Origin of the sequence: Paraburkholderia bengalensis (assembly GCF_037126505.1) — a bacterium.
GTDB lineage: Bacteria > Pseudomonadota > Gammaproteobacteria > Burkholderiales > Burkholderiaceae > Paraburkholderia > Paraburkholderia bengalensis.
Genome location: NZ_JACFYJ010000041.1, coordinates 49,138 through 74,143, shown reverse-complemented (window position 1 = coordinate 74,143; position 25,006 = coordinate 49,138). Strand labels below are relative to the sequence as shown.

Annotated in this window: 18 protein-coding genes and 1 pseudogene; 11 read left to right on the top strand and 8 right to left on the bottom strand. The window is 60.5% G+C overall.

What is annotated here, in order from left to right:
- Positions 1–918 precede the first annotated feature (918 nt).
- On the bottom strand, positions 919–1,107 hold the full coding sequence (locus H3V53_RS23195) for a hypothetical protein (protein ID WP_336599948.1): 189 nt from the start codon (positions 1,105–1,107) through the stop codon (positions 919–921).
- Positions 1,108–1,167: 60 nt separating this feature from the next.
- Between H3V53_RS23195 and H3V53_RS23190 the strand changes: the two genes are divergently transcribed.
- Positions 1,168–2,214 carry a glycosyltransferase family 2 protein gene (locus H3V53_RS23190; RefSeq protein ID WP_336599947.1) on the top strand — a complete coding sequence of 349 codons (1,047 nt, stop codon included), beginning with the start codon at positions 1,168–1,170 and terminating at the stop codon, positions 2,212–2,214.
- Between the two features lie 212 nt (positions 2,215–2,426).
- A complete protein-coding gene (locus tag H3V53_RS23185) occupies positions 2,427–3,431 on the top strand; it encodes a glycosyltransferase family A protein (protein ID WP_336599946.1) in 1,005 nt (334 codons plus the stop codon).
- A 125-nt stretch (positions 3,432–3,556) separates the two neighbouring features.
- Here H3V53_RS23185 and H3V53_RS23180 read toward each other — a convergent pair whose 3' ends face one another.
- A complete protein-coding gene (locus H3V53_RS23180) occupies positions 3,557–4,951 on the bottom strand; it encodes a PQQ-dependent sugar dehydrogenase (protein ID WP_419539557.1) in 1,395 nt (464 codons plus the stop codon).
- 293 nt (positions 4,952–5,244) lie between these two features.
- Between H3V53_RS23180 and H3V53_RS23175 the strand changes: the two genes are divergently transcribed.
- Positions 5,245–5,550: a hypothetical protein gene (locus H3V53_RS23175; protein ID WP_336599944.1), complete on the top strand. Its 306-nt coding sequence runs from the start codon at positions 5,245–5,247 to the stop codon at positions 5,548–5,550.
- Positions 5,551–6,312: 762 nt separating this feature from the next.
- On the opposite strand, the gene H3V53_RS23170 is transcribed toward H3V53_RS23175, so the two are convergent.
- The 4 genes from H3V53_RS23170 to H3V53_RS23155 all read right to left on the bottom strand — a co-directional run bounded on the left by H3V53_RS23170 (position 6,313) and on the right by H3V53_RS23155 (position 11,522).
- Positions 6,313–7,296: a CAP domain-containing protein gene (locus H3V53_RS23170; RefSeq protein WP_336599943.1), complete on the bottom strand. Its 984-nt coding sequence runs from the start codon at positions 7,294–7,296 to the stop codon at positions 6,313–6,315.
- Positions 7,297–7,329: 33 nt separating this feature from the next.
- Positions 7,330–8,202 (bottom strand): hypothetical protein, encoded by an 873-nt coding sequence (locus H3V53_RS23165; RefSeq protein WP_336599942.1) that lies wholly within the window; start codon positions 8,200–8,202, stop codon positions 7,330–7,332.
- The gene (locus tag H3V53_RS23160; RefSeq protein WP_336599941.1) at positions 8,202–9,710 is read right to left on the bottom strand and encodes a hypothetical protein; all 1,509 of its coding nucleotides are present in this window, start codon (positions 9,708–9,710) and stop codon (positions 8,202–8,204) included. The genes H3V53_RS23165 and H3V53_RS23160 overlap by 1 nt, the downstream gene beginning before the upstream one ends.
- Before the next feature lie 129 nt (positions 9,711–9,839).
- On the bottom strand, positions 9,840–11,522 hold the full coding sequence (locus H3V53_RS23155; protein ID WP_336599940.1) for an OmpA family protein: 1,683 nt from the start codon (positions 11,520–11,522) through the stop codon (positions 9,840–9,842).
- 261 nt (positions 11,523–11,783) lie between these two features.
- On the opposite strand from H3V53_RS23155, the gene H3V53_RS23150 reads away from it, so the two are divergent.
- Positions 11,784–12,503: a hypothetical protein gene (locus tag H3V53_RS23150; protein ID WP_336599950.1), complete on the top strand. Its 720-nt coding sequence runs from the start codon at positions 11,784–11,786 to the stop codon at positions 12,501–12,503.
- Between the two features lie 53 nt (positions 12,504–12,556).
- On the opposite strand, the pseudogene H3V53_RS23145 reads toward H3V53_RS23150, so the two are convergent.
- Positions 12,557–12,751, bottom strand: a pseudogene (locus H3V53_RS23145) (ISL3 family transposase); the annotation flags it as partial.
- 274 nt (positions 12,752–13,025) lie between these two features.
- Positions 13,026–14,813 carry a hypothetical protein gene (locus H3V53_RS23140; protein ID WP_336599939.1) on the bottom strand — a complete coding sequence of 596 codons (1,788 nt, stop codon included), beginning with the start codon at positions 14,811–14,813 and terminating at the stop codon, positions 13,026–13,028.
- A gap of 1,373 nt (positions 14,814–16,186) precedes the next feature.
- Here H3V53_RS23140 and tssB point away from each other — a divergent pair.
- From tssB to tssH, 7 genes are all read left to right on the top strand, one after another.
- Positions 16,187–16,768: a type VI secretion system contractile sheath small subunit gene (gene tssB, locus H3V53_RS23135; protein WP_336599938.1), complete on the top strand. Its 582-nt coding sequence runs from the start codon at positions 16,187–16,189 to the stop codon at positions 16,766–16,768.
- A gap of 66 nt (positions 16,769–16,834) precedes the next feature.
- Positions 16,835–18,340: a type VI secretion system contractile sheath large subunit gene (gene tssC / locus H3V53_RS23130; RefSeq protein WP_336599937.1), complete on the top strand. Its 1,506-nt coding sequence runs from the start codon at positions 16,835–16,837 to the stop codon at positions 18,338–18,340.
- A gap of 69 nt (positions 18,341–18,409) precedes the next feature.
- Complete coding sequence (locus H3V53_RS23125; RefSeq protein WP_054922178.1) at positions 18,410–18,898, top strand: type VI secretion system tube protein Hcp; 489 nt, start codon at positions 18,410–18,412, stop codon at positions 18,896–18,898.
- A gap of 58 nt (positions 18,899–18,956) precedes the next feature.
- A complete protein-coding gene (gene tssE / locus H3V53_RS23120; protein WP_336599936.1) occupies positions 18,957–19,412 on the top strand; it encodes a type VI secretion system baseplate subunit TssE in 456 nt (151 codons plus the stop codon).
- A gap of 1 nt (position 19,413) precedes the next feature.
- On the top strand, positions 19,414–21,171 hold the full coding sequence (gene tssF / locus H3V53_RS23115) for a type VI secretion system baseplate subunit TssF (protein WP_336599935.1): 1,758 nt from the start codon (positions 19,414–19,416) through the stop codon (positions 21,169–21,171).
- Positions 21,126–22,268 (top strand): type VI secretion system baseplate subunit TssG, encoded by a 1,143-nt coding sequence (gene tssG / locus H3V53_RS23110; RefSeq protein ID WP_336599934.1) that lies wholly within the window; start codon positions 21,126–21,128, stop codon positions 22,266–22,268. Before tssF ends, tssG begins: the two co-directional genes overlap by 46 nt.
- A gap of 11 nt (positions 22,269–22,279) precedes the next feature.
- A complete protein-coding gene (gene tssH / locus H3V53_RS23105; RefSeq protein ID WP_336599933.1) occupies positions 22,280–25,003 on the top strand; it encodes a type VI secretion system ATPase TssH in 2,724 nt (907 codons plus the stop codon).
- The last annotated feature ends 3 nt before the right edge of the window (positions 25,004–25,006 follow it).

The following is a 25,006-nucleotide window of genomic DNA, read 5'->3' as shown; positions in this document are numbered from 1 at the left end:
TGGCGACCGCGGGCCACGACGCGTTGATCGAACGAACGATTTCCGGCAACTCGCTGACGTCGACAAACAGCACGACATTGTCGAACTTCCTGGCCGCCCGCCCGTGAACTGCGTCGATACGGCGTTTTGTCGCCTGTTAGCGCGCCAAAACCATTGTGTGCGCTCGGCGACTTTGCACGACCGGGCGGGAATTTTTCGCGTGATGAGGTTGGCGTGCCCCGATGCGCCGATTTCCTCGTATCGCCCGTGGGTTTGACTCGTAAAGTACGAGATGTCCCTAGGAAATAACGATTGCAAACGAGGCGTTGTCATCTAAACGCCTCCACATCCGGCCAATTGCGATGGCTTCCAATGCATAGGGGCCAAACCACCCCATTTATTGTCGGGCGGCAAGCGGCAAGGAACGATTCAACTCTCGCGAAGCGGGTTGAATATCCGTGCAATTAAGCATTTCGCTCCAATTCCGAACGATGGCTTAACTTGGGGTCGTGCGAAACGCGCTGAACAAATACTCGATCGTGCCAAGGTAGTCGTTGGGTTCTGAACTTTCCTTATCGCCGCTGGCGACGCATTGTCTTTCGATGCCAATTCGAGTTGCGAACACAGCGAGATGGGAACGATCGCGACAGTCACTCCTCGAGAGCTCAACGATTTCGGACATTAGCACCCGATTTCATGCCGCGGGCGCGTGAATCCTGCCGTCTACGCATAACCTAAAACGCATGCGATGCACTCCTCTCGAAGATGCGAGATTGCGAGTTGTCGCGTAAGTATTCGCTGCAAGATTGCCATCCGGCTGAGCACCGTTGCGCGACGGTGTGTCGATGTCCCTTGATGTTTTGCGATCCGATTTACCCGAAAGAATCGGTGGCGTGCAGCGACTCCCGCACTGGCGCGCGAAACGAACATGATCGCGCACTATACCGAGGCTGTTATCAGCCAAGCGAATGACATGCCGGTCGCCCCTCTTTTGAATCGGCGTGCGCGGTGTTCGGATTCCGAATCGTGCAGCTTGGCGCGCGCGGCAATAAAAAGAATCTCAGTCGGAAACAATCGATTGGTCGAGACGGTAATAAAGCTGTTGATGCCTACGATGGAACGGATCACGAATTGAGTCTATCCATGTGTGAGTGAAATGCGTCTTACCCACGGGACTGGAGGTAGTCGATGACGGTTCGATACAGCGAATCTGCTTCAAACCATGCCGACCTGTTTTTCTCGATTGTCATTGCCAACTACAACTACGGGCGTTTCGTTGGCCAGGCCATCGAAAGCGCCCTGACCCAAGATTGGCCCCACGTAGAAGTGATCGTCGTCGACGACGGTTCGACCGACGACTCCGCGGATGTCATTCGTTCGTTTGGCGAGAAGATCACTGCCATCTTCAAGGAGAACGGCGGACAGCGGGAAGCCAACAACCTGGGCTTCGATAAGAGCGAGGGCGACGTCGTCATGTTTCTTGATGCCGATGACGTGCTGGTGCCTGGCGCGCTGCGCTCGATCGCTTCGGTATGGCGAGCCGGCCTCAGCAAGGTGCAGGTGTTGATGCAGCGGGTCGACGCGCAGAAGCGTCCCATGCGAAACGCGATCCCGAAGATGCGAGACGTTATTCCGAAGATCCCGCCAGGACTGTCATCGGAAGCGATTCGTCAATGGGCTTATAAGACCTCTGAGTATCCGACACCGCCGGGATCGGGAAACGCATGGGCACGCAGCTTCCTCGAAAGGATCTTTCCGCTCGACGCAAGTTATGATTCATTCACCGATTCGACGTGCATCGCCATGGCACCCTACATCGGCGACGTCGAGACTATTGCCGCACCGTTGGTACTCTATCGTATGCATGGTACGAACGATAGTGCCATGAGTGCGAACAAGAGCAACTTCCGTCGTGAGGTCGCTCGGGCCATCAAGCGTTACCATGCGGCCTGCAAGGCGTGCACGATGACCGGCCGACCGCCGCCGCCGCTCAACACGCTGTTCGCGGGTCCACATCTGCTTCAGGTGCGCGTCGCATCGTTGCGCCTGACGCCGGAAGACCACCCGCTCCCGGGCGACAGCCGATCCCGTGCCCTGTACGACGCGTTGTCCATTCCATTTCGCGCAAATTTCGAGCGTCCCGGTTTCCGGTTCCTGATTGCGGGATGGAGCATCGCTGCCTTGCTCGCGCCCAAGAACATTGCAAGCACACTGATCCGTCGCCGATTTATATGACGGCACGTCAAGTCCGGTAGATCGTCTTCCGCAGTTAGCGTGGACAGACTTGCAGGGGATTCGATTAACCGTAGCGCTTGTTATCGAAAACCCTTTAAGCCAAAGCGAGACGGTGGTTCCGGGAAGTCAACCGCACGGACGCAGCGTCTTCGTTCCGTGTACGCGTATCGGTCTCCATCTTCCAGCCGTTCTCTCATTCCGTGGGAGCCACCATGAAAGGAATGACCATTGTCATCTGCAACTACAACTACGAGCAGTTTCTGGCAGAGGCGATCGATTCGGCGCTCGCGCAGGATTACATCAACACGCGAGTCGTAGTCATCGACGACGGTTCGGTGGACAGCTCGCGTGCAATCATGGAAGGCTACGGCACGCGCATCAAATCCATTTTCAAGGACAACGGCGGACAGGTGTCCGCCTACAACCTGGGACTCGAGTCGGTTAAAACGGATTACGTGCTCTTCCTGGATTCCGATGATGTGCTTTATCCCGGTGCCGTGACTGAAGTGATGCTGCGCTTCGAAAGGAGCGATGTGGCAAAGGTGCAGTTCCGTCTGGACGTCATCGACGAGCTGAGCAGGTGCACGGGCGTCTACGTGCCTCACTCAGGGATCGACGGCGATTGTCGGAAACTTCTGCTGGACGGGTGGCTCTACCCATCGCCTCCAGCGTCCGGTAACGCATATTGCGTCAGCGCGCTAAAGAAGATTTTTCCCGTTCCGGAAACGGGCATGAACAGATATGGCGCAGATTTCTACGCGATCTATGGCGCGGCTCTCGTCGGCGCAGTGTCGAACATTCCGAGGTCGCTCGGCGGATACCGGGTGGCGCATGGCAATGCGCAAGGCGTCTCATTTGCGAACTCCGACCAGACCGACAAGGCGCCCAAGGCATTCACCTCGCGCTGGGTAACACTGCGTGAAATCGCATTGCGCCGCCTAGGCACACAATTGCCACCGAACTTCCACGATTTCGCGCACGAAAAGGCATATTTCTGGTCGAGTGTCTACCAGGCACCCCTATCGACCCGATGGCACTGGTTGCTTAGGGATTCGCATGCTTATCTGCATACGATCGTAGCGAATCCGTTCTGGAGTTTGAAGAAAAAGATCGGCACGCTCATGCTGTCTAGTCTCTGTCTCGTTCCGTATTCGCCTATCGCCAACTACGCGATCCGTTATATTTGTAATCCACTCGCTCGCCATCGCGCAGATTAGAAGCGGGTGCGCTTACGCAGCCCGCGGCGTTTTCCGCTATTACTGGTTCGCAATCTCGGCAAGGTACTTGGAATCCGGCGGTGCCAAGTTTAGCGCCACCCAAGCGCCACTCAGTTGTTCGCCTGCTACTTATGCGTGAATCGCCTCACTGTGCTGGTAATCAGGTCTACGTAAAAGAGGTCCCCGCCCGGACCGGATTTCAAATCCACCGGTCCTCCCTGCAGGTCCCTTGCAAAGGTCTGTGGCGTGTTGTTGGGCGGCTGCATTGTCCAGATGCATTTCCTGAGAAGATCACCGAAATACAGGGCGTTCTTGAACTCAGGCGGGTAGGTTGTGCTGGTGCCATCAGTGAATCCAAGCGCGGAGATCACACTACCGTTTTGGTCAGCCCCTCCGCCGGAAGGTTTACCGCCGCAGGTTCTTCCTTTGCTGTCTTGAGCCGTTACATAACTCGCATGAGCGTACGCGAAGAACGGTGCAGTGACGCCGCCAACGCTTCCGCAGTATGCGGTCTTCTGGTAGTCGGGTTGAGGAGCCGCACCGAAGTTGTCGTCGGGTGCCCATCCTTCGAAACACGGCCACCCAAAGTTCTGGCCGGCGACGGTTAAGCGGTCGATGGATTCCCAGAGATTCCAACCCACATTGCCGATGTACAGTTCATCCGTCATTCCGGGAAGCCGGGCGAAGCGGAAAGGATTGCGCAGGCCGGTCGCGACGACGGACACGCTTTGGGTCGTCGCGCCCGGGTTCGTTACCCTGAGAATGGTGCCATCCTTGTAGGGCGACACGCCTTGGCTGCGAAACGCCCCCTGCGGCAAATTTGTGCCATCGCCGCAAGCGGTATCCAACTGCCCGTAGTCGACCTGTTCGAAGCTTGCGCCATCGCCGGCACTGACATATAGCGTTTTGTTATCGGCTGCGAAGACCAAGCCCCCGATGCTGTGAGACGTATAGTAAAAACACCACGGTTGGCTGGTGGACCCTGCTGAGGGCAAAATCCTGGTTTCACCCGACCCCGTTAAGAGCGAAAGTTGGCCACCGGTAAGGACGTTTCCACTACACGCTCCTGTCGCAGGACGCGTCGTGTAAAGCACATAGACGTTCCCATCGTTCTGCGGATCGACGGCAAGTCCGAGAAGCCCGCGATCGGAATCATTGCAAACTTCGCTCCCCAGGTCGGCGAACAACGTACAGGTAGGGGTCGCCAAATCGCAATTCCAGATCTTGCCCGCTTTTTCGGCGACGAAAACCCTGGTCTTGCTTCCGTTGAAGCTTATCGCGGCCGGCTGAGTGAGACAGCCTGCGTATAAGATCTGCTCGGTAAAACCACTGGGAAGCTTCGGCTGCGGCCGGGTCGTGGACGTGGGCCGGCATGTAACCGATTGCCCGATAGCAGCCACATTGGGTACAGCAGTGGCCTGAGCGCGCGCCAAATCGACGAATGCCAACAATATGAGCAAGGCTGCCAGCGTGGCAACCACAGGGCTTCGGCATTGCCAGCCTCCTGGGGAGTGCGGCATCTTTTCCTCCTGTTCACGAATTAGTTCAACGCGAAACCATTTAAAGATAGGCCATTTGCTTACGGGCGGCGGACAAAATAGTGACGTCGCCGTCGCACGCCGGGAAGCATGCTGAGTGGAGGATGAGCCGCGGCTGCACGCGCATCTCTGGCTTATGGGACAGGTGTCAGGACGCCGAGCGATGTCTCGCGCTGTCAGCTGCGGTTCGAACCGCTGATTAGAACGGCTCTTGCGGGGATGCAGACCACGCACTCCGTGCTCGGCGGACGCCAGCCACATACCGCGCCGAACTCGTGATCGACGATATTGTCGAAGTAATGCGGCCGGAGTTCGCCCTCATGAAGCCCTTTTGTTCCGTAATTGCCCTCGTCGTACTCACTGCCGGCTGCGCCTCGAGATGGCCATCCGCCGATAATCAGATTGCCCAGCAAATTCCGGCCGACTCGCATGCATACATTCCGCGTGCCAACCTCGGCGCCACACGCGGCGACTCCGCGTCAAAGCCACCGATCCTGAGCGTTGGTGTCAGCTATTCTGATACGCAATTGATCCTGCCTTGGTTTCTCACTGACATCATCAACGCAGTTAATGATCCGTAGCCTATGGGTGATTTAGTGCAATGTGTTGGGACGGTTTCTGACGACGTTGTCTGGAATTCGTATCGAGATCCAGTGCGGCCATTTCCTGGCGTTCGTCGCATTCGTCATGCGGTTGTTCGACGGTGGCGCCGCACCAATCGGCAGCTCCGGTCCTCTTGGTCCATCCCTGCCGCTGAGCAGCGTCGCCTTTCATGATTGTCATCGGCCACGGACGATCACAAGCTTATCCAGCTGGGCGTTCACCGGTTCAGGCAGGTGACCGTGGCATGGCGTATGCGGCTGCAATATTCATTTGCATCGAGGACAACATAGGACGATGTCTTTCGTGCCAGACGCTGATCGGAAGGACGTCCCTTGCCGATCCGCTGAACATCTCCAGCGGGCTGCAGTCGGTGTTTTTGGTACGCCTCGGCATGTCGTGTGGTTCATGGCTGCATCGAAACAGATGGGAACGATCGCCCCGGGGGCTATGGTCGGCGTGTGGATCCAACGTGCCCGCAATACCGAGCAACGAACCAGACAGCGGAACAGACGGGAGGAGGAGAGCGGTGGTGATGGGGGCGGTCGCGATGGCACGTGAGAAGCCGCGATAGGCCCGGCTCGGGGAAGATGTCGATGGGCGCTTGGCTAGCAGGCCACTGATGCCTTCTGAAGTCCGCTCTGTCGTGCGCGGACGAACGTCGTGCGCGGACGAACGCGTCGACTACCGCGGATAACGTGGGCCGGGGGACGATATGCCTGACGCGCGCTTTTTCGTGACGCTCAGCTTTTACCCGACTGCGCAACCAGCGACCGCGCTTTCCGGTTGTCGTCGAGCGTCGTGAATGCCCATGTAAGCTCGAAGGGCGCGACCTTGCCCAGTTGCGTGACTCGGCCAACTGCGCGCACGGCATAGCGCGCGCCCATGTGAAGCGGCTCATATGGCGTGCAGACGGCGGTGTTACGCGCAGCATCCGCCGCCGTCAGCGGCGCAATTTTGCAGGCGACCAACTTTCCCCGCTGATCGCGCAGTTCGAAGCTCCGCAGTTCGATGTGCGCATTCGGGCCACCCGAGAGTGTGATCGGAAAGCCGAGCACCTGACCGCGATAGCGCGCATCGGCCCCCATCGGATCGGGCTGTTCGTTGTTCACCCACGCCGTGGGCACCTCACGCTGGCCATCGTAGGGCCATGCCACCAGTTCGGTGTCGGCCAGTGCGGGCGCGATGTCCGCAAAATCGACGACGGTCACGGAACTGGAGCCGACGAGCGATGCGTCGCCGGCGCGCGCCCAGTCGAACAGAATTGCACCACGGTGATAGGGCGACGCGAAGATGTCCGCGATGGGCGTATCGACCGGACGGGGGCCGCCGAACACAGCGAGCACTTCGCTGGCCCCTTCGGCGGGCGTGTGTAGCCGTACTCGCGTGATCACGTCGACGCCCGTGAAGCCGGGCATCCCTGCGATTTCGTCGTGCGTGCCGACGCGATTCAGATCCAGGTACTTCGCATGCGCCGCCGCGGCTGCGGCCAGCCCGTCGTCCAGCGCGATGATCGGCAAGCCGACCTCTTCACGACGCGCGTTGACATAGTCGAGTGCGGAAGCCTCGCCGACCAGGATCGTACTGGAAGGGCCGGGCGCGTGGCGCAACCGGACAATAGGTCCGTCATACGGCGGTTCCGGATTCTCGACGACGGTCGCCCTGCTTGCACAGCCCGCGAGTGCAGCCACTGCGACAAGGCATGCGGCGATTGTTGTTGTGTGCATCTGAATGCCAATTAATGTATTTGCGACGATCAGTCACCAGGAGAGCGGCTCGAGCAGTGCAGGCACGCCGAACTCGACGAGCTGTGCATTGGAGCGGGAAAAATAGCCGCTCCAGAACTGCTTCAGATCCATCAATGTCTTCGGGTCGCGATAGCCGTTGCGCTCGGCGGTCGATCCATTCGCAGCGGGCTGCATCACGCCGGCGCCGAGCACATACACGCGCGCCGATCCGAAATCGCCGAAGAGATTGTTGTCCTGTGCCTTCTTCAGTTCGACATCGACATTGACGCGCCGCACCGCGTTACGCGCATAGAAGCTGGTCACGCTGGAGTTTTCCAGACCGTCCGTGATAACGAAGACCAGCTTGTGCGCGGCCTTTTCCTGAGCGACGGCGGGCGACACGCTCTTGAGCGCCATCAGGATGTCCGACTGATCGAGGCTCGATGTGCCGGACTTCAGCACCTGCGCGGTGGTCGCGAGCGCGAGTCTCTGGCCGTACACCAGTTGCTGCTGCAAGCACGTATGAAAATCCCGCAGACGGCTCATCACGACATTGCCTTCATCGGCCGCAGGAATCGGACGTTCGATGACGCCCGTATGTAGCACGTTCAGATAGTGCCCTTGCGAAAACGCCGAAAATTCGGCGATGACGAACTTCGTCCCCGGCTTCAGCATCGACTGCACGTTGTCGAGCACCGACTTCTGCAAGGTCGCGTCGAGCTGCACCGTCTGGTCGATCAGCACGTAGATGAGCTGATCGTACGGAACCGGTGGCGGCGCAATCTTGTTCGCCGCGTAGCAACTGGGAACGTCATTCGTCAGGCCCGCGTGAGCGGGCATCACGGCCGACAGCAAGAGGCCGGCGCTGAACGCGAACGAACGCAGTGCCTGGGTCGATCGCCGCATCAGAGGTCTCCGAGGATGTCGTCTTCGAGCCGCGCCTGTTCGGCGGCGGCCTTGCGGTGTGCCTTGAGCGCCTGCACGGCGGCGAGAATCGAACTGCGTCGTTCCGCCGAACCCTCGGCAGCAATGTCGAGAATCACCTTGCGACGCTCCTGATCAGGTTCATCCACGATGCGCTCTGCGATTCGCGCGACGTCGCTGAAGATCGGCAGTGCTTCTGCCGCCTGCGCGACGTCGACAATGGGTTCTTGCTGGGCGGACACTTGCGCGGGTTGCACGACACCGGCGGACACAGCAGCAACATCGCCTTGCTGCGTGTATTGATCAACGGACATGGGAGCCGTTTCCTCGTCCACCTTGCGCCGGTAGTAGTCGTTGCAGCTCAGCTTCGACACGTTCTCACGGTATTTCGGCACTTCGCGGCCGAGATGTGAACGAAGCTCGGTCAACCGCATGTTGCCGCGATCGAGCGCGGGCTTGATGTGCTTCGCCTGGTAACTCTGGAAGCTGGTATGGCCGAAGGTCTGCCGATAGGCATTCTTGCCGTCGCCGATGAACGAACTGCCGAACGCCTGGAAGAACCCGAGTGCCTGCGTGATCACATAGATGATCGCAAGGACGATCGCGCCGGCAATCCCTTGGCTGAACATCTCGCTGCTCAGTTCGTGGTCTACCTTCTGCTGTGCAGCGCGCGACGAGTCGGTTACGTCGGTCGGCAACGGTGCGGATGCATCGAGACCCGGCACGGCGGGGAAGGGATTGCTGCCGCCGCTCGCTGCCAGCTGGCCGTGATCCGCGACATGATTGGTCATCTCGATCTGCAGGCCCTTGATCCGCATCCACGTGATGCCGATCAGAAGAACGGCCAGCAACGTGATGGCGACGACCGGCACGACGAGGCTGCCGCGATCATGCGCGCCTTCCAGTACGCGGCTGCCGAAGCGCACTTTCGGCGATTCGTGCTCGTCGACGTTCTGCTTGTCGCCGCTGCTGATCTTTTGGCCCGTATAGCCTTCGACCGTCGCGTTCACGGAACCGAGTGCTTTTCTGATGGCCGAGCGCTTGTACACCGCGGCGCCTGCCGCGTGAGTCAATCCGAGCAGCCCGACTGCCATCACAGTGGCGATCACATAGCCGATCCAGACCATCTGGTTACCCGTGATTTCGCTGGCGACGAACGGTGCAATCAGCATCCCCGTGCCCGCTGCTTCGGCGATCGTCAAAATGATCAGCGCGACGAACATGACGGGCGACATCGGCGAGCGTCCGTTCTGGTGCGTGATCTTCAGATACTCGCTGGCGCGCTCGAACACTGTCTGGTTGACCTTCGGCAGCTTGTCGATATACGTCGAGCACAGCGACTCTTCCGCGGGAGGCAGGCCGGCGTCTTTCCACGTCGCCACGTTTTCGATGCCGTGTGTTTGCTGTTTCCAGCGGCGCATCTTGCCGACCAGCGGCACACAGACCCAGAAGTCAGCCCACCACAGATCGTCTGTATAGCGTTTCCACACGAAAAAAAAGCGTCACGACGGCCGCAATCAGAAGCGGCAGCGACCACACGATCGTGGAGATAAAAGCCTGGAGAAAATCGGATATCACGTTCGAGCCCCGGAGTGTTGGTTATTGGTTGTTAGCTGGTTTTAACGAAGTGCGAAGTTGCCCGATGCCGTGTAGTCCACCGAGCGGTTCGTGTAGTAGACGTTGCCCGTCGCGCGAGGCTTGCTGAGCGGAACGACGAGATCCATGCACTGCATCGGTCCGTCCACGAAGACCCGATAGAGCGTCGCGTCACTGCCGCGATACACGTTGACGGGTACGCGTGCGGAGTACGAGGGCTTCTGGCTGACGTTGCCGGTGTAGTCCTTGTAGATTTTCAGTTCGGGTTGCGGAACGGGACTGCCTGCATCACTAGGCACGCGCACGTCGAGCAGGGCCACCAGGTTGCCGCCGAGTCCCGCCGCCCAGGGCGCGCCGTAGAATCCCGGCAGATAGTCGCGAACGTTCAGCACCTGGTCGGTGGCGAGATTGCGCACGGCCGATGCGACGTGCGGGCGATCGCCCAGGCACGAGTTGAGTGTCATCGGTGAGCTGGCGTTTGCGTTGCTGATCAGGCTGAAAGTCGACGATTTGGCGGGAGCGGAGCCGAGCCGCACGGGAATCCCGCCGCCCGTCGTGGGCGTGCCGCCGAAGTTGTAGCCGGGTCCTGCATTGCTGGGAGCCGCTGTGGCCCGCGGCTGAGGCGTAGCGGAAGGCGCACCATTGAACGCGACAGACTGGTTCGCACCGGATTCCGTCTTCGTGCTACCCGTGTTGTTCGACTTCGCGACAGGGACGGGTTGCGAGCGGGGTTTGACGGCTTGCCTGCCTGTTGCCGCGTGGTCGGGAGATGTAGAGCCGACCGTGTTCTTGGGCACGGCGGGTGACGGCTCCTCGAGAGGCGCCGTGCTTGTGTTAGCGAAGCGGTAATTGGCCGGGTCGGCCGTCCGTGCGGACAGGAACTGCTGAAGATCCGCTTCCGTCGGGACGTCAACGATCTGCACCCGCTGGTTTTCCTCGCGTCCCTGATCGGTCGCATTCGGGGCGATCGGTAACGTGTCGCCCGCGCCCTGATAGAAGATGTTCTGCACAGGCACGCCTTGATCCACGAACACTTTAGCCACCGCTTTCGCGCGTTGCTGCGAGAGCGTCGCGGCATCGGCGCCGAGTGACGTGTCGTTCTCGTCGGTGTGTCCGACTATCAACACCTTGCGGCCGCCTGCCTGCGCGCGCTGTTCGGGCGTCGCGTCGGGCGGCAGGGCAGCCATCAGTGTTTTGGGCGAGTACTGGTTCGCAATCTGCGCGAGGTACTTGCGCGCCTGTGGCGTCAATTCCGCCGATCCGGCGACGAACTGGTCCGATTTGTTTTCAAGCTGGACGTCCAGGCCCACTGTTGCGGGTCGGTCGGCGGAACCAGCGTGTGGCCTGGCCTGAGTGATGGGCGCCGACGCCAGCTTCAGGCCGTTTGCCTGCGCAATCCGGTATAGCTCGCAGCGGCGCGCGTCCAGCACATGACCGACCAGAAAGCCGCCGCCGGCCCCGATCAGAGCGCCGGCGGCCGCGCCCTTCGCCCCGTGAGCCAGATAACCGATTACGCCACCGGCGACCGCGCCAACGGCAATGCCGATATTGCGGTCATTGTTCGAGCAGGGGTCTTCGCTGTTGAAAATGCTGTTGAACTGGGTTTTGACGGAAGCGGCGACTTCCGGTTGACCGGTTTGCGGATTGATGGCACATCCGGAAACACAAAGAGCCACGCCCAGCGCGATGGGGCTGCGAATCGTCATTCAAGTCCTTATATAGATCCGAAGGCCAGGCCTCTCTACCTGACCGACCAGCAGGCGCCAGACCAGCGTCGATCGCCGGTCTCAGCACACGAGTCCGGGTTAACGGCATAAAGGTCGTGCGCCTTTAATCGCACCCGTGGCGACCATCAACTGGCGCCTGGACGTGGGTCATGCGAATATGGGGCGGCGTGACCAGGGGAGGCTTCTATGCTTACCGTGTGAGGTCACCGTCGCCGAACATTTCTTCCAGGAGGTCACGCAATGTGGTCCGATATTCCTGATCGGCGATCCGCATTGGACGCAATCGACGCCTACGCCGAGGCGGTTACCCAAAAGGTCCTTCCCTTGTTCGACGACCTCAGGGCGCAAGGGGAGGCGGAAGACAAAAGCTTCCGGGAATGGCTACACGGGGAGTGGGCCGAATTTGACATCAACGATGACATGACCTTTCGCTGCCTCCATGAAGCAGAGGAATATCACAACACGCGGCAACTCCTTTATTTCGACGCAATACCTCGGCAGATGCTGGGATTGGCGATGGCTGGGCTATATCACCTCTGGGAACAATTGGCCAAACAGATCGTGTACTGGGCGTTGAGACCGTCGCAAAGCGATCACGAATCTTTCTCAAGCCGGGTGTCCAAAGCCGATTTCAAGGCACTCGAAAAATGGCTAACCTGTTTCACCTGGAATAAAGATGGCACGCCGTTCGAAAGTCAGCCGTTTTACCCGGGGCTGAAGGTGTTGCGCCTCATCGCCAATGTCGTGAAGCACGGTCGCGGAACGGCCGCGCAGGAACTGGAGATGATTGCGCCCGAGCTTTTCAGTTCGAATGAGACCGCTCCGGTGCAGGACCCGGGTTCAGTCGACCTGATGCTTGCTCCTGAGCATTTCGACGCCGCTGTGGCCGCGGTGCAAGGATTCTTTGAGGCCTTGCCCTCAAAACTCGCGCGCGACCGGTTGCCCTGGTACGACCGATGACCAGCCTGTTCGCCGCCACTTCTCTCAACCGCATGGAGGGGTGCACGCTCGCTAAGATCGCGAACACGCCGAATCGTGGTCTCATGAATCTGCGAGCAGCGCGTCCCGCATTGTTCGCAACACATGACCTTGCTCACCGGCCCCAGATACAGCGAAAGCGTATGGCCTTCGCCTTGTGGCCATTCAACCCGCTCCAGCCGATAACCCGTCCAGCAGCCCAGCGCCTGAAGTGCCTTGCGATCGAGCAACTCTGCCTCCTGAACTTCATAAAGTCAGGACTCAGATTAAGCAATCGTCCCTCAAAGCTCGACGGTTTCCTGCGATGAACCTTTAAAATGCTCGCAGCTTGTCCTCGATGTGTCGGAGCCTGGCGAAGAGAGCACCTGCCTGCTAACCGCGGCGCGTAGATGTGCCGAACGACAGTTCGCTGGTATCGCTGCGAACGCCCGTAAAAAAAGTCGCCGTTAGCCGCAGTGATTATGTGGCCGGTGCACAATTCGGCTCACGCAGCATATTTTGATTCTAGGTCGCGGCGAGAAAGGCAACCGCTTTTCCAGCCATCGTGTCCTGTCCATGATGGTGCACAGCGTGATCGAGAAGCCCTTGTATGCTGCCCCGTGTTTCCGTTGGACTGGCGCGGAACTTGAAACCCGAGCTTTGCAGATACTGCGCGCCGTAAGCCTTGAGCCTGGAGAAATAGGCCACGCCACTGTTATACGTCGCGCGGTCGACCACTTCTCTGCCATCCTGGTTTTCGTCTCTAAACAGGTTGACCATTGTCATCAGGCTGCCACAAATGCCTGTGTTGAGCGTCAGCATGGGGATCATCGGACTGGCGTCACAGCCCTCCTGGAAGAAGGCTGTAAATCTATCGACATCGTGGATAATGCCGCCTCTCTGCGGGTCCATGTTAGGTTGAAACTCCAGGCCGCGTGGGCCGGGATCTCGTGTGGCCAGTTCCCGTTCCTGAAGATAGAACTCGCGAGCCTTGACCAGAAACGCGTGGATCTTGCTTTGCTCCCACAGCCGGAACGCGAATTTCACCAGCCACTCGACGCCCGTGACGATGGCCGATACGAGGCTGCCTGCGCCCGGCAAGAAGGAACTCAGCGCCATCGATACCGCACCCTTCAGCGTGCTCCACAGGCCCTGAAACATGCCCTTCTGCATCTCTCCTTCGAGCGATGCCGCGATCAGCTCCGGGTGCCCTGCGTTCAACTGGATGCGTCTCCGTTCGAGCCAAGCTCCCACTTTTTCCGCCGCGGCCCGCAAGGTCTTGACGATCCCCGCGCCGAGATCCATCGCGGCTCCGACAAACGGCGCCGCGCTGGCCAGGCATTGCGTCACGACGATCTTGATCAGTGAACGGACGATGCCGCCGGACAACGTGAATGTCGAGGCCGACGTGCCGAGCAATGCGTTCTTGATTTTCTCGAACGCCCACGTGACGGCGCTCTCTATCTCGCGGCGAAGATTATTGAGCGTCTCCGTGATCGTGACGATTGCCGAGCCCGCCACGGTGGTGGGCAGCATCCAGGGATTGAGGAACAGGGCTGGATCGTCCTTGACCATTTCAAAGCCGGCTTTGGTCACGGGATACGTCCATGTCACCCTGGATTTGATCGGCCCGCTGCCGGCGTTATCCATGGCGGGTCTGACGGTGCCTGTCGGCGACCATCGCCGTTCTCTGCCCAGAGGTTGACTGATGCCGAACGTCTCGTCGAGTGTCTTGCCTGCTTTGGGCAGCGTCTTGATGGCCGTCGAGGAAGTGCTGACGATTGCCTGCGCGGAAACCTCATGTCCTGCGATATCGACGTGCCGGCTCGCCTGAGTGACGCTGTCGAGATGAGCCATGTTCGCAGCAAAACCAGAGCCGATTGCGCCACCCACGGCAGCGACGCCTTCCATCGCAATATTGAAGCAGTTCATGTCGATGTCGATATTGCCCAGCAGATAAAGCACGCCGTAGCGGGAGTGGGGGATATCGAACGACTGGACTCTGTGGCGAGCAGCGGCGGCGGACGGGCGAGCGGGGGCAACCGCCTTCGCCTGCCCGTAGATGTACTCCATCAGTCCACCACTTTCGGCGTTGCGCGAAACCTTTGACCAGTTGCCGCCTTTTTCTGCCAGATAGTCGTCGAGCGCATCGCGCAGAGTCGCTGCCTTGAGCGTATCAAAGCGCGACGTGCACCATGCGGCATACGCGGCATCGACGCGACTTGTGCTTGCGCTACGAGAACTGAAGGTCAGCGCCGTGCGCCGTATCCATTCGCTCGCAGTGACGACTTCCAGCGGCCCTTTTGCGCCCATTTCTTTCCCCGTCTCGCGGTTGTTGATCTAGCCGACTCTCGCCGGCAGCAGTATAGCCGCGACGTATTCATTCTGGATGATCATTTGATGTCCGGTCTAGTCCGGACGCAACGCACTTTTCTTTATCGGCCTGCGGGACATTTTTCCTCGTATTGCAGAGTAATGATCCCAACGAGAAAAAGGATGCGGAGTGCACGACGGGAACCTGAGAATGGGTTTATCGCTCAGGTTCTGGAAGTTCGCGCATTAGCTCTTGCACCCAGCAACGCTGATAGTCGGTGAGATGACGCAACGCCCAGAGGGCGTCGAGCCGGTTTGGCCAGTAAGCGGTCGCAGCGGAAACGCGGCCGAAAACAAAGGTCCCCATGACCCGGTCGAGGTGCGCGATCTCCTGTTCGACGAGTATGTTCGGCTGCACCTCTTGAGCGGTCCTCGCAGCGATGCATCCTGCGTAAAAAGTTGGCGCCGCGAAGGGTACACGGACCACTGCGTGGCAGCAATCACTTACGCATTGGCGTTTTCCCTGGAAGCGGAGAATACGATCCGGATGAGATCGCCTGTTTTTAGGGGGTGAGATATAAAAATCCTGTGCAAATTCAACCAATTGATTTTGTCGCGTATCCAAAGAAACAACGTCGCTTTATTCAGTAACGCGCACTACGCCACTGATGCGATTAATTGCCAGTAAAAGCGCACGCCGCATGCCTGTTTTCGTCGAGGATCCGAAGCCCTGCCTGTTTGCAGAGTCTTTCAAGTTCTTACACCATATTCTTACACCATATGTGGGCCGAAACGGGTTAGGGAGCGCCAACCATTCATCGTACGTTCGTGTTTTTATGCCGCGCCCAGCCGCAATGAAACATGGCGCTGGTACTTGATGTACTTGTCGTTATTCCGGTGAAAAAATATCTCGCGCGCACTCGAAAACTCGTCTTGTAGCTGAAAAAAAGCTGTGGTCTAATCCTGCGTCATTAAAAGGCAGGTGAACAGGTGCCGATCGTGCCTGGTTCAATACCGCCTGAAAAAGAAGTACCGGTTTCTTTCAGCATGGCCAACTACTCCTGACCAAGGTAGAGCTTCTGGCCCGGAAGAAATCGCGGGGGCGAGCGCCATTAACACTGCTACCGGCGCTCGATACGGCAGCCTTCCACCCGAGAAAGGCGCGCCCGGCCTGTCGTAGTGGGTAGCCTGATTCAAAAGAATATTAAAGAAGGGCGCTCAGCTTGACGACATCCTGTCAGCGGGGTCTGCACGCACGTACGCTGCGAATGCGTTCCTGCGCTCTTCGAATCCAATTTGCAAGGTGCCCATCGCTCGCGGGCTATGCGAGCGAGTTGTTTCTTAAACACACTCGTGCTTTTCCGGAGAGGTTCATGTCGAACAGTTTGCAGAAATGGGTAGGACGCAATCGTCCGCCGCGCGTTCAGATCACCTATGACGTAGAAGTCGGCGACGCAGTCGAGAAGCGTGAGCTTCCGCTCGTGGTCGGTTTGCTTGCGGACCTGTCGGGTCAGCCCGCAACGCCGCTGCCCAAACTCAAGGAGCGTCGACTGGTCGAAATCGATCGAGACAATTTCGACGAGATCATGAGCAAGATTGCTCCGCGTCTCGATCTCTCCGTCGCGGACACGCTCAAAGGCGACGGCAACATCAAGGTCGAACTGAAGTTCGAGAAGTTCGAAGATTTTCATCCGGAAAGCATCGTCAAGCAGGTGCCGCGTCTGGCCAAGCTGCTTGAAGCGCGGCAACAGCTGCGCGATCTGCTCGCCAAGCTCGACGGCAACGACGAGCTCGATTCGATGCTCGAGCGCATCGTGCAGAACAGTGAGGAGCTGAAGAAAGTTCAAAGTCAGGCGCATGCCAGCGACGCTCCCGCAGCTGCTTCGGCAGCACCCGCGGCGGCCGAGGCAGCGGCCGAGCCGGCCGCGCCCGCTGAGGACACGCCTGCCGCCTGAAGGCAGCCGACAGAAGCCTGATATGCCCTTCCTGATGGGCGCAACGAACTTTCAAAGGTGATTCAGATGGCAAGCAACACAGCGGCCGGTGCGGCCGCGCGCGAAACCCAGACGCTCGACGCCGCGGGCGCGGAACTGAGCCTGCTCGAACGCATCGTGCATGAAGGCAACATGGCCGTCGAGCCGTCGCAAAGCAGCTACGCCAAAAAGCTGATTGGCCAGCTCGCTTCGCAGATTCTCGACGAAGGCATGCGCACGAGCCCCGATAAGAGCGTCGTCGCGATGATCAACGAACGCGTCGCTGAAATCGACAAGCTGCTGTCGGACCAGCTCAACGCGATCATGCATGAAGAAGCGTTCCAGGAGCTCGAAGCGTCCTGGACAGGCCTGCATGACATGGTCTACGGCACGGAAACGGGGCCGCAGCTGAAGCTGCGTCTGCTGAACGTGACGAAGAAGGAGCTGCTCAAAGATCTGGAAACGGCTGTCGATCACGACATGAGCACGCTCTTCAAGAAAATCTACGAAGAGGAATACGGCACATTCGGCGGCGCGCCGTACTCGCTGCTGATCGGCGATTACTCGTTTGGTCGTCATCCGCAAGACATCGCGCTGCTCGAACGCATTTCGAAGGTGGCAGCCGCCGCGCATGCGCCGTTTATCGCGGCCGCATCGCCCAGCCTGTTCGATCTGAAATCGTTTACGGACCTCGGCGTCACGCGCGATCTGTCGAAGACCTTCGAGAGCGCCGAACTCGCCGCATGGCGCAGCTTCCGCGATTCGGAAGATTCGCGTTACGTGTCGCTGGTGCTGCCTTCGTACGCGGCACGTCTGCCGTATGGCGCGAAGACCAGGCCCGTCGAGAACTTCAACTTCGAAGAAGATGTCGACGGCACCGATCACAGCAAGTACCTGTGGGCGAACTCGGCCTACCAGCTCGGTCTGCGCATCACCGATGCGTTTGCGAAGTACAGCTGGTCGACGGCGATCCGTGGCGTGGAAGGCGGCGGCAAGGTCGAAAACATGGTCGCACACACGTACAAGACGGGCGAAGGCGACATTGTCCTCAAGTGCCCGACGGAAGTGACGATCACCGATCGCCGCGAGAAGGAACTGAACGACCTCGGCTTTATCGCGCTGGTGAATTCGAAGGGTTCGAACTTCGCGACTTTCTTCGGCGGACAGACGACCAATCGCCCGAAGGTGTACAACAAGGACGCCGCCAACGCGAACGCGCAACTGTCGGCGCGTCTGCCGTACGTGCTTGCCGCATCGCGCTTCGCTCACTACATGAAAGTGATCATGCGCGACAAGGTCGGCAGCTTCCAGTCGCGCAGCGATATCGAGGCGTATCTGAACAACTGGATCGCTGACTATGTGCTGATCAACCCGTCGGCGTCGCACGCGCAAAAAGCGCGTTTCCCGCTCGGCGAAGGGCGCGTGGACGTCACGGAAGTGCCGGGCAAGCCCGGCGCATACCGCGCGACCTGCTTCCTGAAGCCGCATTTCCAGATGGAAGAACTGACCGCGTCGATTCGTCTCGTCGCGGAACTGCCGGCAGCGGCAGCCTGATGATCCGTCGCGCGCGGCCCTCGCGCCGCGCGGCAAAGCAAATACGTCACCTATTGATAAGAGAGATTCATGGATACCGTTCTTCTTAAGATCAAGGACATCAAGGGCAATTCGACGCTCGACGGCGCGACGGATCAGATCGTGCTGTATTCGTATTCGATCGGCGTGTCGATCTCGATGAACCGCGACGTCGGCAATACGGAACGCACAATGGGCCGTCCGAGCTTCCAGGAGTTCAGCCTGAGCAAGGCGACCGATCAGGCCACGCCCGCGCTGTATTCCGCGTGCGCTGCTGGCACCAAGCTCGGCGATGCAACGATTTCCATCGGCCGCAACGAGAACGGCAAGTTCATGTCGCTGCTCACGTACACGCTGAGCGACGCGATGATTTCGTCGATTTCGACGAGCGGCGGCGGCGAGTCGGCAGATACCTTCTCGATCAACTTCTCGAAGATCACGACCGTCTACACGCAGCAGAACGTCGATTCGACGAAGAAGGGCACGGCCTCGTTCGGCTGGGATCTGTCGAAGAACGTTTCTGCGCCTCCGGCGGCCTGATCATCGCGGTTGCGCCGGAATCCGGCGCTAAAGAAGCGTTATTTGGAGTCATCGCGCAATGCCGGCAATCGTCAGCGGTTCATCGATGCCACTGTTCGACCGCCTCGCCGCCAGCGGCGAGGCGCAGCTCTCAGGCGCCGATGCGCTGCGGGAGTCGGTTGCGCGCGAGCTCGGCAGATTGCTCAACACACGATCGCGCCTGACGTTTGAACAATTTGCAGTCAGCGACGGCACCGTACTCAACTACGGCGTGCCAGACTTTTCCGAGAGGTCGTTGCATTCCGGTCCTGATCGGGACGCAATTGCCGCTGTCGTCAGACGCGCGATTACGCTGTTCGAACCGCGCCTCGCCAACGTCACCGTGGGCTTTGTGTTCCCTTCCGATCACTCGACGCACGCTGTGCTGACCATCGACGCAGAATTGCGGTCCGGCAACAGCGTCGCGCACGTCGCTTTCGAACTGACGACGCACAGTCACACGGTCAGCGAGGCCCGGACTGCTGCTGAGAGCTGACATGGCGCCCGACGACATCCTTCAGTACTACAAGCGCGAGCTCTCGTACCTGCGTCTGCAAGGTGCGGACTTCGCTCGCCGTTACCCGAAGATCGCATCGCGCCTCGCGCTGCACGGCACGGAGTCACTCGACCCGCACACGGAGCGGCTGATCGAAGCGACGGCCTTTCTTGCTGCGCGGGTTCACCGCGATCTCGACCAGGAGTTTCCGCAGGTCGCATCGGCGTTGCTCGACAACGTGTGTCCTTCGCTCGTGCAGCCTGTGCCGTCGATGACGATCGCGCAGTTCGATCTCGATCCGACCCAGGGCAAGGTAACAGCCGGGTTTCTCGTGCCGCGTCACACGGGCCTGCAGGCGCGCACGGAAACAGGCGAGACATGCCGTTTCCGCACGGCGTGGGACACAGTGCTGTGGCCGGTGAAGCTCAGTCACGCCGCGTTCGGCGACGATTCGACGCTGCGTCTCACGCTGGAATGCTCGCCGGGCGTGGACTTTTCCGAACTCGAACTGAAGCATTTGCGCATCCACCTCCACGGCGACTGGATGGTGACGATGCCGCTGTATGAATTGCTGGTGTCGGGCGTGGCGGATGTTTCCGTTCGCCCCGAAGGCCGTGCAGCCGCAACGCTGCTGCCGGCGCGCGCGTGGCGCGAAGTGGGCTACGCAGAAACCGACGACGTATTGCCGCGTCCCCCCAACGCTCAGCCGGCTTACTCGCTGATGCAGGAGTACTTCGCCTTTCCACGCAAGTTTCATTTCTTCGATCTGCATCATCTGGAAGGGCGGCTCGGATCAGGGCGTCGCTGCGAGATCGTGCTTCATCTCGACCGCGCGCCGCGCGGCCTCGGGATGTTGCGTGCCGAACATTTTCAGCTTGGCAGCACGCCGATCGTGAATCTGTTTTCGCAGACGAGCGAGCCGATCGTCGTCGACCATCGACATTACGAATACAGGCTCGTCGCCGACCAGCGGCGCGAGTCGATGACAGAAATTCATTCGATTGCGTCTGTGGTCGCGTCTGACCCGTCGTCGGACCGGGTGACAACGGTGCCCAGTTTCGCCGCTATCGATCACATCGACACGAATGCCAGCACCGTGTTCTGGTCGGCGCGGCGCGAACATAGCCTGCGCGAGAACGTCCTCGGCACAGACATGTTCCTGAGTTTCGTCGATGCCACCAACACGCAGTCCGAGCCAGGCGCACCCGTGGTGTACGCGAACGTGCTGTGCACCAACCGGCGGCTGGCCGAACACGTGCCTGTCGGCGCACGCATGATGGTCGAGAAGGTGTCGCAGAACACGCGCGTGCGCTGTCTCTATGAGCCTACCGCGCAGCGCAGCCCATCGCTCGGAAGCGAGACCCTGTGGCGGCTGATCTCGCTGCTCACGCTGAACTATCACTCGCTGGTGAGCGGTGCAACGGGACGGGCGCGGTTGCAGGAGATGCTGCGGCTTTTCGCATCCGATGGTACGCGTGAGCAAGACCAGATTCGCGGCATCCGCAGCGTGCAAGCGCGCAGCGTCACGGCGCATGTCGGCAGTGACGCGTGGCGCGGCTACTGCCGCGGCACTGAGGTCACCGTCGAGTTCGATCCCGAGACCTTCGTCGGCGGCTCGCCCTTGCTGATGGGCGCTGTGCTCGCGCGTTTCTTCGCGATGTACACGTCGGTCAATTCCTTTGTTCGGCTGGTAGTGCGCCGTGGAGACGAGATATGGAAGCAATGGGAGCCGATGACGGGCTGCCAGCAGCTGCTCTGATCGCCCGTCTCAAGGCGAACCCCCAGAGCTTCGATCTGTTCCAGGCGATCAGCCTGCTTGAACGGGCTGCGCCGTGGGCGCGGCCGCTTGGGCGCGGCAACGGTCTCGGCGAGGCTGTGCGTCTCGTCGGCCACGTTTCGCTCGCGTTCGAGCCGAGCGATATCCGCAGCGTGCAAGAACATGCCGGATCGCGCGGCGGTCACCACGCTGACGTTGCGGATGAACATGAGTCCGCGTCGCGCGAGCGGCATGGCGCACACGACATGCACGCGAGCTATACGGTGACGACGCCCGTCCTTACGCTGGCAGGCGCGAACGGACCGCTGCCGATGGCCTATACGGAACTGGTGCTGGCGCGGCGCGCTCAACGCGACACGGCGTCGGCGGATCTGCTCGACATCTTCAACCATCGCTTTCTGTCGTTCCTCTATCGCAGCCGCAAGAAGCACGCGCCGGGATTGAACTGGCGCTCCCCGCACGGCTCCGCACTCGCGGCGGCGCTCGATGCGCTGAGCAACCTCGGACTGCGTGCGGGCGCGAATGGCACCAATCGCGGCCCGCATGGCGAACACCTGTGGATGCGCCACGCGGGCCTGCTAGGCGCCGCGCCGCGTTCGATGATGGGCTTGTGCACTTTGCTTGCCGATCGCCTCGGTCTCGAGGTGCGCGGTGCCCAGTTCGTCGGCGGCTGGCGTGAAATCGATCCCGCCGATTCGCTGCGCCTCGCGCGCGCCGGTTCCCGCACGCCACGTCTGGGCGGCGCCGCAGTGCTCGGACGCCGCACGTGGGACGAAGCGAACGGCATCTGCATTGAGTTTCCCGAACTGACGAAGGCGCGCTTCGAAGCGCTGCTACCCGGCGGCCAGGATCACGCGATGGCCGCGTGGCTCATCAGGTCGTATCTGCAGCAGGACTTCGATGTGCAGTTCGTACTGCATCTTGCGCCGCAACGTGTCGAATGCGCGGCGGGCGGCTTGCGTACGGCTCGGCTCGGCTGGACCTCCTGGCTGGGCGGCGCGAATCACGACACTCACACGCCGAAGCCGGTGCGCCTCGCCATGCGCGAAGCCGCTGCGCCCGCGCCAACGAATCTCTGAGAACAACGCGCATGGACATCGATATCCGAACCCTGTTGAGCCGGCTCAACCCGGAATGCAAGCTTGCGATGGAGCAGGCCGCGCAACTGTGCGTGCGTCAGACGCATTACAACGTCGATGTCGAGCATCTTCTGTTGACGCTGCTCGAATCCGATGCGCCGGACCTGCGCGCGATTCTCGCGCACTTCAGCATCAAACCTGAAGCGCTCACCGCGCAACTTCAGAAGGCCGTCGATCTGTTCAAGCGCGGCAATGGACGCACGCCCGCGCTGTCGCCGAATTTTTCTCCGCTTTTCCAGGAAGCGTGGCTGCTCAGTTCGATGCTGCTCGGCGAACAGCAGATCCGCTCGGGCACGCTCGTGCTGGCACTGCTCGAGGTGGACGGTCTGCGCGGCATGCTGCTCGAGTCAGCGCCCGCATTGCTGAATATTCCGCGTGCGAGCTTGCGCGAGCGCCTTGGCGCCGTGCTGGCAGGTTCGGCTGAAGATGCCGGCGGCACGCAGCCGGGTTCACCGGCGGCGCCGGAAGCAGGACAAGCCAATGCAACGCCCGCTGCTGCGCCCCAGGCGCAAGCGGCGATGCCTTTCATGGCGCAAGGCGGCGCGAGCCAGGGCCGCAAGACTGCGCTCGATCAATACACCGTGGATCTCACGGGGCTTGCGCGTGAAGGCAAGATCGACCCCATTCGCGGACGCGACGCCGAGATCCGGCAACTGATCGATGTGCTGCTGCGCCGCCGTCAGAACAACCCGATCCTGACGGGCGAGGCGGGCGTCGGCAAGACGGCCGTCGTCGAAGGTTTCGCGCAGCGTATCGTGCAAGGCGACGTGCCACCCGCGCTGACCAATGTGTCCGTCCGTTCGCTCGATCTTGCGCTGTTGCAGGCAGGGGCCGGCGTGAAGGGCGAGTTCGAGAACCGGCTCAAGTCGGTGATCGCGGAGGTCAAGTCGTCGGCTGTGCCCGTGATTCTTTTCATCGACGAGGCTCATCAGCTCATTGGCGCGGGCGGCAGCGAAGGTCAGGGTGACGCGGCCAACCTGCTGAAGCCGGCGCTCGCGCGTGGCGAGCTGCGCACGATTGCCGCCACGACATGGGCCGAATACAAGAAGTACGTGGAGCGTGATCCAGCGCTCGCGCGGCGCTTCCAGGTCGTCAAGGTCGAGGAGCCGAGCGAGGCCGTCGCGATCGACATGCTGCGCGGCATGGTGCAGAAGCTCGAAGAGCATCACGGGGTCGAGATTCTCGATGAAGCGGTCCGCGATGCCGTGAAGCTCTCGCATCGCTACATCTCCGGGCGGCAGTTGCCGGACAAGGCGATCAGCGTGCTCGATACGGCCTGCGCGCGCGTCGCGATCGGTCAAAACGGGTTGCCCGAAGAGATCGAAGCGCTCGGCCGCTCGCTCGATACCGCCGAAAACCAGCTTCGCATCGCGCGTCACGAAGCCGCCATGGGCGCCGAGCGCGCCGACGCTATCGCTGCCATCACGAAGCAGCTCGAAGACGAGCGCGCGCAGCACGCACGCCTTGCCGAAAAGCTCTCGACGGAAAAGCGCGCGGTCGAAGAGGTGCTCGCCTGGCGCAAGAAGATCCGCGCCTATCTGGCGGATCAGAGCGGCGCGGCGGAGTCCGAAGAGGGCGAGTCGCTGACAGCGAATCTGTCGCGGCTGGAGAAAGGCCTCGAAGCCGTGCAAAACGACGAGCCAATGGTCCCCGTGTGCGTCGATTCGGAAACGGTCGCGAAGGTGATATCCGGCTGGACGGGCATTCCCGTCGGCCGGATGCTCGCCGACGAACTGCATACGGTGCTTTACCTGCAGGACAAGCTTGCCGAACGCGTGGTCGGACAGGATGAAGCGCTCGACGCCATCGCGCGCCGGGTGCGTACGTTTCGCGCCGATCTCGACGATCCAGGCAAACCGGTCGGCGTCTTCCTGCTCGTTGGGCCGAGCGGCGTCGGCAAGACGGAGACGGCGTTTGCACTGGCGGATCTGCTGTACGGCGGCGAGCGCAACATGATCACGGTCAACATGTCCGAGTTCCAGGAGGCGCACAGCGTCTCGGGACTGAAGGGCGCGCCGCCGGGGTATGTCGGTTACGGCCGTGGCGGCGTACTGACGGAAGCGGTGCGCCGCCGCCCGTACAGCGTCGTGCTGCTCGACGAAATGGAGAAGGCGCATCCGGATGTGCTGGAACTGTTCTTTCAGGTGTTCGACAAGGGCGTGATGGAAGATGGTGAGGGCGTCCCCATCGACTTCAAGAACACGCTGATCCTGCTCACGTCGAACGCGGCGCAGGACGTGATTACGGAAGCCTCCCGCGGCGGCCGCCGCCCGCCGCCCGAAGCGCTGATCGAGAAGCTGCGTCCGGCGCTGCTCAGGCAGTTCAGTCCGGCGTTTCTCGGGCGGCTCGTGCTCGTGCCGTACTATCACCTCGGCGACGCGCAGATCAACGCGATCGTCAATCTGAAGCTCGAACGGCTCGCGCAGCGCTTTACGCGCAACCACCTCGCGCAGTTGACCTGGGACGCGGATCTCGCCACGCTGATCGCGCAGCGCTGCAAGGAAGTCGACAGCGGCGCGCGCAATGTCGACCACATTCTGACGCAGTCGGTCCTGCCGGAACTGGCGCGCCAGGTCCTCGAGAGAATCTCGATATCGGAGCCGTTTGGCGGCGTGCATCTCACACTGGGCGCGACGGGCGACATCGAGTTCCGCTTCCTGCCGAAGGAGGCGTAAGCG

Coding starts and splice junctions, on each gene's coding strand:
- H3V53_RS23190 (WP_336599947.1), top strand. CDS start 1,168: ATGACGGTTCGATACAGCGAATCTGCTTCAAACCATGCCGACCTGTTT.
- H3V53_RS23185 (WP_336599946.1), top strand. CDS start 2,427: ATGAAAGGAATGACCATTGTCATCTGCAACTACAACTACGAGCAGTTT.
- H3V53_RS23180 (WP_419539557.1), bottom strand. CDS start 4,951: ATGCCGCACTCCCCAGGAGGCTGGCAATGCCGAAGCCCTGTGGTTGCC.
- H3V53_RS23170 (WP_336599943.1), bottom strand. CDS start 7,296: ATGCACACAACAACAATCGCCGCATGCCTTGTCGCAGTGGCTGCACTC.
- H3V53_RS23165 (WP_336599942.1), bottom strand. CDS start 8,202: ATGCGGCGATCGACCCAGGCACTGCGTTCGTTCGCGTTCAGCGCCGGC.
- H3V53_RS23155 (WP_336599940.1), bottom strand. CDS start 11,522: ATGACGATTCGCAGCCCCATCGCGCTGGGCGTGGCTCTTTGTGTTTCC.
- H3V53_RS23150 (WP_336599950.1), top strand. CDS start 11,784: ATGTGGTCCGATATTCCTGATCGGCGATCCGCATTGGACGCAATCGAC.
- H3V53_RS23140 (WP_336599939.1), bottom strand. CDS start 14,813: ATGGGCGCAAAAGGGCCGCTGGAAGTCGTCACTGCGAGCGAATGGATA.
- tssB (WP_336599938.1), top strand. CDS start 16,187: ATGTCGAACAGTTTGCAGAAATGGGTAGGACGCAATCGTCCGCCGCGC.
- tssC (WP_336599937.1), top strand. CDS start 16,835: ATGGCAAGCAACACAGCGGCCGGTGCGGCCGCGCGCGAAACCCAGACG.
- H3V53_RS23125 (WP_054922178.1), top strand. CDS start 18,410: ATGGATACCGTTCTTCTTAAGATCAAGGACATCAAGGGCAATTCGACG.
- tssE (WP_336599936.1), top strand. CDS start 18,957: ATGCCGGCAATCGTCAGCGGTTCATCGATGCCACTGTTCGACCGCCTC.
- tssF (WP_336599935.1), top strand. CDS start 19,414: ATGGCGCCCGACGACATCCTTCAGTACTACAAGCGCGAGCTCTCGTAC.
- tssG (WP_336599934.1), top strand. CDS start 21,126: ATGGAAGCAATGGGAGCCGATGACGGGCTGCCAGCAGCTGCTCTGATC.
- tssH (WP_336599933.1), top strand. CDS start 22,280: ATGGACATCGATATCCGAACCCTGTTGAGCCGGCTCAACCCGGAATGC.